Origin of the sequence: Pseudomonas sp. MAG002Y, from assembly GCF_019400845.1 — a bacterium.
Taxonomy (GTDB): Bacteria; Pseudomonadota; Gammaproteobacteria; order Pseudomonadales; family Pseudomonadaceae; genus Chryseomonas; species Chryseomonas luteola.
Window position 1 is genome coordinate 323,075 of sequence record NZ_WOEJ01000006.1, and the last position, 7,254, is coordinate 330,328.

Below are 7,254 nucleotides of genomic sequence, written 5' to 3' on the forward strand. Positions count from 1 at the left end.
GTGATGATAACGTGCAAGGCACTTGCCGGACTGTTGCTTTACCCCGACCAGGCCCTCATGGAGGCCCTGCCGGATATTCGATATATCCTGAATGACTCACCGCTACCCGTCACACAGCGTGACCAGGTCATCGCCTTTTGCGACCATCTGGCAGCGACTGACCCTATACAGGCGCAAGGGAATTATGTGTCGCTGTTTGACGGTGGCTCACGCGCCCTCTCGCTCTATCTATTCGGTCATGTGCACGGTGACTCACGGGACCGGGGCCAGGCCATGGCCAACCTCGTCGAAGACTATCGGGCCGTTGGGCTAGAGCTGTCAGGCGATGAGTTGCCCGATTTTCTACCGGTCTTTCTGGAATACGTTTCGTGTCATGCACCCTCCGACGCCGCCGTCCTACTCGGTGAGATTGTAGAGATCGTTGCGCTTCTGGCCAGTCGTCTCGAGAAACGCGGAACACCGTATGCTGCAGTGCTGCGCGCTATCGAGGCGTTAGGCTCACGGCCAGCAGACACCGAGGTAGTCGCCTCCAGACTGGCCGAGGGAGAACAGGAGGATACCCCTGAAGCACTGGATGCCCGCTACGAAGAAGCACCTGTCAGCTTCATGGAGCCCGCAGTTGCCGATAGTGCCTGCTCGAACGCAGCCGCCTTGGTTGCACAGTTCGAACGTGATGTGCAGGTTTCACCCATCCGTCTCATAGAACGCTAGAGGTATGCCGCATGAATTGGCTCAACCAGTTCCTGTTCGGGTTTTACCCGTACCTGTGCATGATCTGTTTTTTTCTCGGCAGTTGGGCACGATTTGACCGCAGCCAATTCTCCTGGCGAAGTCAGTCCAGCCAGTTTTTGAGACGCCGCCAGTTGGTCTGGGGCAGTAATCTCTTTCACATCAGCATTCTGGGCCTTTTTGTCGGCCATACTGCAGGATTACTCACCCCGCCTGAGGTCTACCATGCGCTCGGCCTGACCGTGAAAGCCAAGCAGATCCTAGCTATCGTGACGGGTGGTGCGCTCGCCGCCCTCGGCGTAGTGGGCGGAATTTTGTTGATCCATAGGCGCCTGACGGATGCCCGCATTCGCCAGACCAGCAAGCCGACCGATATCTTCATCCTGCTCTTCATCTTCTTCCAACTCTGCCTCGGGATCAGCACGCTGCCCGAATCGTCGCAAAATCTGGACGGCACCTACATGCTGGTGCTTGCCGAGTGGTCTCGCAGCATTCTCTTGTTCCGCCCGGGCTCGGCGCAGCTGGTGGCCGACGTGCCTTGGGTCTATAAGCTGCATCTGGTTTGCGGTATGACGCTGTTCCTTCTTGTGCCTTTTACCCGGCTCGTCCATGTCTGGTCTGCGCCTGTCTGGTACCTGGGCCGCCCTGGATGGCAGATCGTTCGCAAGAACGCCAACATTTCCAAGGAGGGCGTATGACGCCTTCCCAGCATATGCTCTGGCTGTTATCCGGTGTTCTGTTCATGGAGGCAGCCCTGGCAGCGGGCGCTGCCGATGATGTAGCGCCGCAGCCGGGGATCGCGCCATTCGGGGATCAGATTGCCGAGCAGCGATTGCCGCTTTACCACCGTGTTGCGCCGCTGGTGGCTATCGCTGGACCGATTGAGGACGAGGGTGTGGTTGAAGCCAAGCGCGTAGGTTTCGCCATGATTGTGGATCTGAGGCCAGCGGAAGAAATCGCATCCGAAAAACAACATGCGGAATTCGCACGCATCCGCTACGCCAACCTTCCCGTTCAGGACCTGCCGACACAGGAGCAGGTCAAGCAGTTTTCGGACTTGCTGGCCGATCGCAGTAACCTACCGCTGTTACTGCACGGAGGAACTACCGACCAGCCCGGTGCCATGTGGGCCTTGTACAGGGCCTCGCTCGGCGTTCCGCCCAACATTGCGCTGGACGACGGCATAACAGCCGGACTACAGCAGAGCACTTCTGCTGTCCGTACCCGGCTCGACGAGCATAAAAAAAAGTAGGGACATGACAATGATCACCGTTGACGGTATTGCCATTACTGATGACCTACTTTCGCTGGAGGCCCAACTGCAGGACGCCGATGACCCAGCCGCTGCCTGGGAACAGGCCGCACGCGCACTCGTCGTTCGAGAGCTGCTTTTGGCCGAGGCTACACGGCACGGTATCACCGGTCAGGATGCTGAGCCCGGTGAGGAGGCCGACGAGGCCGCCATCAGGCGTCTGCTCGAAACTGAGCTGAAGCTTCCAGAGCCAACCGAGACAGAGCTGGAGCGCTGGTACCAGCACAACCTTGATCGTTTGAAGCGTCCTGACCTTTGGCAGGTCCAGCACTTGCTAATCGCAGCGAACCCCGGTGATGAACGCGCCATTGGGGCGGCACGGGAAAAGGCAGAAACGATGCTTGCAGAAGTGCTTGATGACCCGACAGCACTGACCGTGTTGGCGGCCCGCTTCTCTGACTGTCCATCAAGCACGCAGGGCGGCGATCTGGGATTGATCGAGCGTGGAAGCACAGTGCCGGAATTCGAAACCCACCTTGCCGGACTGGCAGCAGGTGAGGTATGCCCCACAGTTGTTCAAAGCCGGTTCGGCCTGCATATCATCCGTGTGCTGGCTTGTCATAAAGGACGGGTACCGCCACTGCAGGCAGTACGCCCGCGAATTATCGCCTTTTTGCAGGAAACCAGTTGGCGGCAGGCCGTGCAGGGCTATATCGCCTCACTGGCCGCACGCGCCAGCATCAAGGGCTTCGACCTTTTTGCAGGCGAGAGCGCCCCTGCTCGACCCTCAGCGTGGCCGGCAGGATCATCGTGCACCGCAGCGGACGGTTCCGCTGGCCACGGCCCGAACCGAGACCCTGTGATCATTCCCGCGAGGAACTGCTCTTGAAAACCGGATCGGCAGCAATCGCATCCTCAACCAGCACCCAGTCCTTGCGTGTGCTGGTGATGAGCACCTTGGCATTTCTGATCTCCTTTGCCGTCTGGATGATGTTTGGCGTGATCGGCATCCCTATCCAGACCTCCCTGGGCCTCAGTGCATCTGAGTTCGGCCTGCTTACCGCCACGCCAGTCCTGACCGGCGCCATTTTCCGGTTGCCGCTGGGTATCTGGACAGACCGCTTCGGTGGTCGAACAGTGATGACCCTGCTGCTTCTGACGTGCACCGTTCCTCTCTGGCTCGCCTCCTACGCAAACCAACTCTGGCAATTCCTGTTGTTGGGGCTGGCACTCGGACTTGTGGGAGCCTCATTCTCGGTTGGAACGCCCTACGTGGCTCGCTTTTTTCCCAGCGAGCGCAAAGGATTTGCGATGGGGGTATTCGGGGCAGGTACCGCTGGCGCCGCCATCAACATGTTCCTGGCGCCCACCCTTGTTGCCCGCTACGGCTGGGAGAGCGTGCCGCGTGTGTATGCCGTGGCGCTTCTCGTGACGGCGGTTCTGTTCTGGATAATTGCCGCACCGGATACCAGAGCCCCTGGACGCTCCGTTCCGGTTAGACAGCAGCTGGCTGTTCTGCGGGATGGGCGCGTCTGGAAATATTGTCAGTATTATTCCGTTGTATTCGGGGGCTTTACAGCGCTCTCGATCTGGATGCCACAGTATTACCTGAACGAATACGGTCTCTCGATTGCTCAGGCTTCACTGCTGGCAGCCTGCTTCTCCCTTCCTGGAGGTGCCCTTCGAGCGCTCGGCGGCTTGCTGTCAGATCGGCTTGGTGCTCATGCTGTAACGTGGTGGGTATTGTGGATCGCGTGGATCAGTCTATTTCTACTTTCCTATCCGCAAACCGATTTTACTGTTCAAACTATCCGGGGACCGATGAACTTTCATCTTGGCCTTCCGGTTTGGGGAGCAACAGCACTGCTGTTTATTCTAGGTATCGCTTTTGCCTGCGGCATGGCTTCTACCTTCAAGTACATCGGCGATGATTTTCCACAAAACATGGGCATCGTTTCAGGCATCGTCGGCATGGCGGGAGGACTGGGAGGGTTCCTGTTGCCTATCCTGTTTGGCACACTGCTCGACTTCCTGGGTATCAACTCAAGCTGCTTCATGCTGCTCTACGGCATCGTGTGGGTGTCGCTGATCCTGATCTACATCACCGAAGTACGACGATCACCTCCATTGGGTACCTCCTCTAAAGAGCAGACCCATCATTCGTAGCCGGGCAAAGGGCAGTTCTCCTCTGCCCCAACGCGGTAACAGGTCCGTCTTGCGAGTGCGCCTGATTACTCAAATAGCAGGTAATCAGGCGATTGCACTGCTGGCATCCGCCAGGTGTATAGTCGCTGGGAGCGACCCTAGCCACTACGCGCCTTCAATGACAGCTAATGGGCAGAAGCAGCGGCCCTGGCACGTGCCGTATGCAGTTTCTTATAGCTGTCGATCAGTCGCAGGTGTCTATCCAGCCCCTCCAGCTTCATGCTGGTGGGCGTCAGGCCAAAGAAGCGGATGCTTCCATCCACTGAGCCCAGCACTGCATCCATGCGCTGATTGCCAAACATCCTGCGGAAGTTGACTTCATAGTCGGCCAGCTCCAGCTCCTCGTCCAGCGATACCTCAAGTACTGCATTCAAAGCCTGATAGAACAGGCCACGCTCAACGGTATTGTCGTTGAACTGCAGGAAGGCACCGACCAGTTCATGCGCTTCCTCGAACTGCTTCAGTGCCAGATAGATCAGCAACTTCAATTCAAGAATCGTGAGCTGTCCCCAAACCGTGTTGTCATCAAATTCGATGCCGATCAGGGTAGTGATGTCGGTGTAATCATCCAGCTCGCAGTTTTCCAGGCGCTCAACCAATGCTTCCAGAGCGGCGTCATCCAGACGGTGCAGATTCAGAATATCAGCGCGAAAGGACAGCGCCTTGTTGGTGTTATCCCAGATCAGATCCTCTACCGGATAAATCTCCGAATAGCCCGGCACCAGGATACGGCAAGCCGTTGCCTCCAGGTCCTCATATACCGCCATGTACACTTCCTTACCCATATCCTCGAGGATACCGAACAGCGTCGCGGCTTCCTCAGCATTGGCATTTTCACCCTCGGCTGAAAAATCCCATTCGACAAATTCGAAATCCGCCTTGGCACTGAAGAAACGCCACGACACTACACCGCTGGAATCAATGAAATGCTCAACGAAGTTGTTCGGCTCGGTCACGGCCTGGCTTTCAAACGTAGGCTGAGGAAGATCATTGAGACCTTCGAAGCTGCGCCCTTGAAGCAGTTCTGTGAGGCTGCGCTCAAGCGCTACCTCCAAGCTTGGATGCGCGCCAAACGAGACGAATACGCCGCCGGTACGTGGATTCATCAAGGTGACGCACATCACCGGGAACTCACCTCCGAGCGATGCATCCTTTACCAATACCGGGAAGCCCTGCTCTTCCAGTCCTTGGATGCCAGCCAGAATAGCCGGGTATTTTGCCAGCACGTCCTGCGGTACGTCAGGCAGGGCAAGCTCCCCTTCCAGGATTTCACGCTTCACCGCGCGCTCGAAAATTTCCGACAGACATTGCACCTGCGCTTCAGCCAGCGTGTTACCAGCACTCATGCCATTGCTCAGGTACAGGTTTTCGATCAGATTGGACGGGAAATACACCACCTCGCCGTCCGACTGACGTACAAAGGGCAGCGAACAGATGCCGCGCTCGACGTTGCCGGAGTTGGTGTCATACAGATGCGAGCCGCGTAGCTCCCCATCAGGGTTGTAGATTTCCCGGCAGTATGCATCGAGAATTTCAGATGGCAATGCATCCTTACGGCCTGGCTTGAACCACCGTTCGTTCGGGTAATGCACGAACTCTGCATTGGCAATGTCTTCACCCCAGAACTGATCGTTGTAGAAGAAGTTACAGTTCAGACGCTCGATAAACTCACCCAGGGCTGACGCCAACGCGGCTTCCTTGGTGGCCCCCTTGCCATTGGTAAAGCACATCGGCGAATGAGCGTCGCGTATATGCAGCGACCACACGTTGGGAACGATATTTCGCCATGAAGCGATTTCAATCTTCATGCCCAGGTCGGCCAGAATCCCCGACATGTTGGCAATAGTCTGCTCAAGCGGCAGATCCTTGCCTGCAATAAAGGTGTTCGTGTCAGAGGCCATGCTCGGTATCAGCAGCGCCTGAGCATCGGCATCCAGGTTGTCCACTTCCTCAATGACAAATTCCGGGCCGGTTTGCACCACCTTCTTTACCGTACAACGGTCGATGGAGCGCAAAATGCCCTGGCGGTCCTTGTCAGAGATATCTGCCGGCAACTCGACCTGAATCTTGAAAATCTGCTGATAACGGTTTTCAGGATCAACAATATTGTTTTGCGAAAGACGAATGTTGTCAGTAGGGATATTGCGTGTCTGGCAATACAGCTTCACGAAATACGCAGCACATAACGCTGATGAAGCCAGGAAATAATCAAAAGGCCCAGGCGCCGAACCATCCCCCTTGTAGCGGATAGGCTGATCGGCTATGACCGTGAAGTCATCGAACTTAGCCTCAAGCCGAAGGTTATCGAGAAAATTGACCTTGATTTCCATGCAAAACTACCGAAACGTGAATAAGCGAATTGGCTGCCATTATCCCGCATCTCGACAAGAAGTTTTTGCTTTTGGACGAAAGCGAAAATAGATCATGAAAATATTCAAGAAATATCGAGCCGGATAGGCGAAAGCGCCAGAATGGTCTCGCCTGAAAGCCAGATTTCTGACTGCCCAACGGGTCCCTTCTTGACCAGGCACTGCCTACTCGACCTGAAAAATCAAACCCGATGAACGGTCTTCCTGCTGAAAGCATTGCGCCATCAACTATTTAGCAAAGCTATCAGGACTTTAATCCTAAATGTTTCCTTATATGTAAAGGTTTTGGCACGTCACTTGTAATCAAGGGCACAAGCGTCAGGATGCGCCTCTTGGTATCTCCCAGTACCAAGACCTCACTACTTTTTATTTAGGGCAGCCCCCTCGTATTCATGGACGCGAGACCTAGCCCATCACTAGCAGAGCAGTATGGTGATTATGAGCACGTCCATTCATTTTTCTAAGCGATTCTTCAAGAGCCTGCCCCTTCTCGTGGGTCTTACCTTTGGCTCGGTAGCCGCCCAAGCCGAACCGGTCGATCTGGTTAGTCTGAACCTGTCCGGTGCGGGATTTGCCCCCCATGTCTTACCTGGAATCAATGGCACCAACTATATTTTTCCAGTGGAATCCTATTTCCAGCAGTGGAGCGCCAGGGGTATCAAGACCTTCCGCTTCCCCATTATCTGGGAGCGCCTGCAA

The 7,254-nt window shown here is 55.8% G+C and carries 6 protein-coding genes and 1 pseudogene; 6 read left to right on the forward strand and 1 reads right to left on the reverse strand.

What is annotated here, in order from left to right; translation table 11 throughout:
• Positions 1-3: 3 nt before the first annotated feature.
• The 5 genes from narJ to GM154_RS11420 are packed head-to-tail and all read left to right on the forward strand — an operon-like array spanning position 4 to position 4,147.
• Entirely contained in the window at positions 4-711 is a 708-nt protein-coding gene (narJ, locus tag GM154_RS11400; protein WP_258019821.1) for a nitrate reductase molybdenum cofactor assembly chaperone, read from the forward strand.
• An 11-nt stretch (positions 712-722) separates the two neighbouring features.
• Positions 723-1,427 (forward strand): respiratory nitrate reductase subunit gamma, encoded by a 705-nt coding sequence (gene narI / locus GM154_RS11405; RefSeq protein ID WP_010798583.1) that lies wholly within the window; start codon positions 723-725, stop codon positions 1,425-1,427.
• A complete protein-coding gene (locus GM154_RS11410; protein WP_074825621.1) occupies positions 1,424-1,981 on the forward strand; it encodes a hypothetical protein in 558 nt (185 codons plus the stop codon). The genes narI and GM154_RS11410 overlap by 4 nt, the downstream gene beginning before the upstream one ends.
• Positions 1,982-1,985: 4 nt before the next feature.
• Positions 1,986-2,870 (forward strand): peptidylprolyl isomerase, encoded by an 885-nt coding sequence (locus tag GM154_RS11415; RefSeq protein ID WP_219652297.1) that lies wholly within the window; start codon positions 1,986-1,988, stop codon positions 2,868-2,870.
• 59 nt (positions 2,871-2,929) lie between these two features.
• Entirely contained in the window at positions 2,930-4,147 is a 1,218-nt protein-coding gene (locus GM154_RS11420) for a nitrate/nitrite transporter (RefSeq protein ID WP_083603263.1), read from the forward strand.
• A gap of 164 nt (positions 4,148-4,311) precedes the next feature.
• On the opposite strand, the gene GM154_RS11425 is transcribed toward GM154_RS11420, so the two are convergent.
• Positions 4,312-6,516, reverse strand: coding sequence for an OsmC domain/YcaO domain-containing protein (locus GM154_RS11425; RefSeq protein WP_219652298.1), 2,205 nt, complete (start codon positions 6,514-6,516; stop codon positions 4,312-4,314).
• A gap of 477 nt (positions 6,517-6,993) precedes the next feature.
• On the opposite strand from GM154_RS11425, the pseudogene GM154_RS11430 reads away from it, so the two are divergent.
• A pseudogene (locus GM154_RS11430) lies at positions 6,994-7,254 on the forward strand (glycoside hydrolase family 5 protein); the annotation flags it as partial.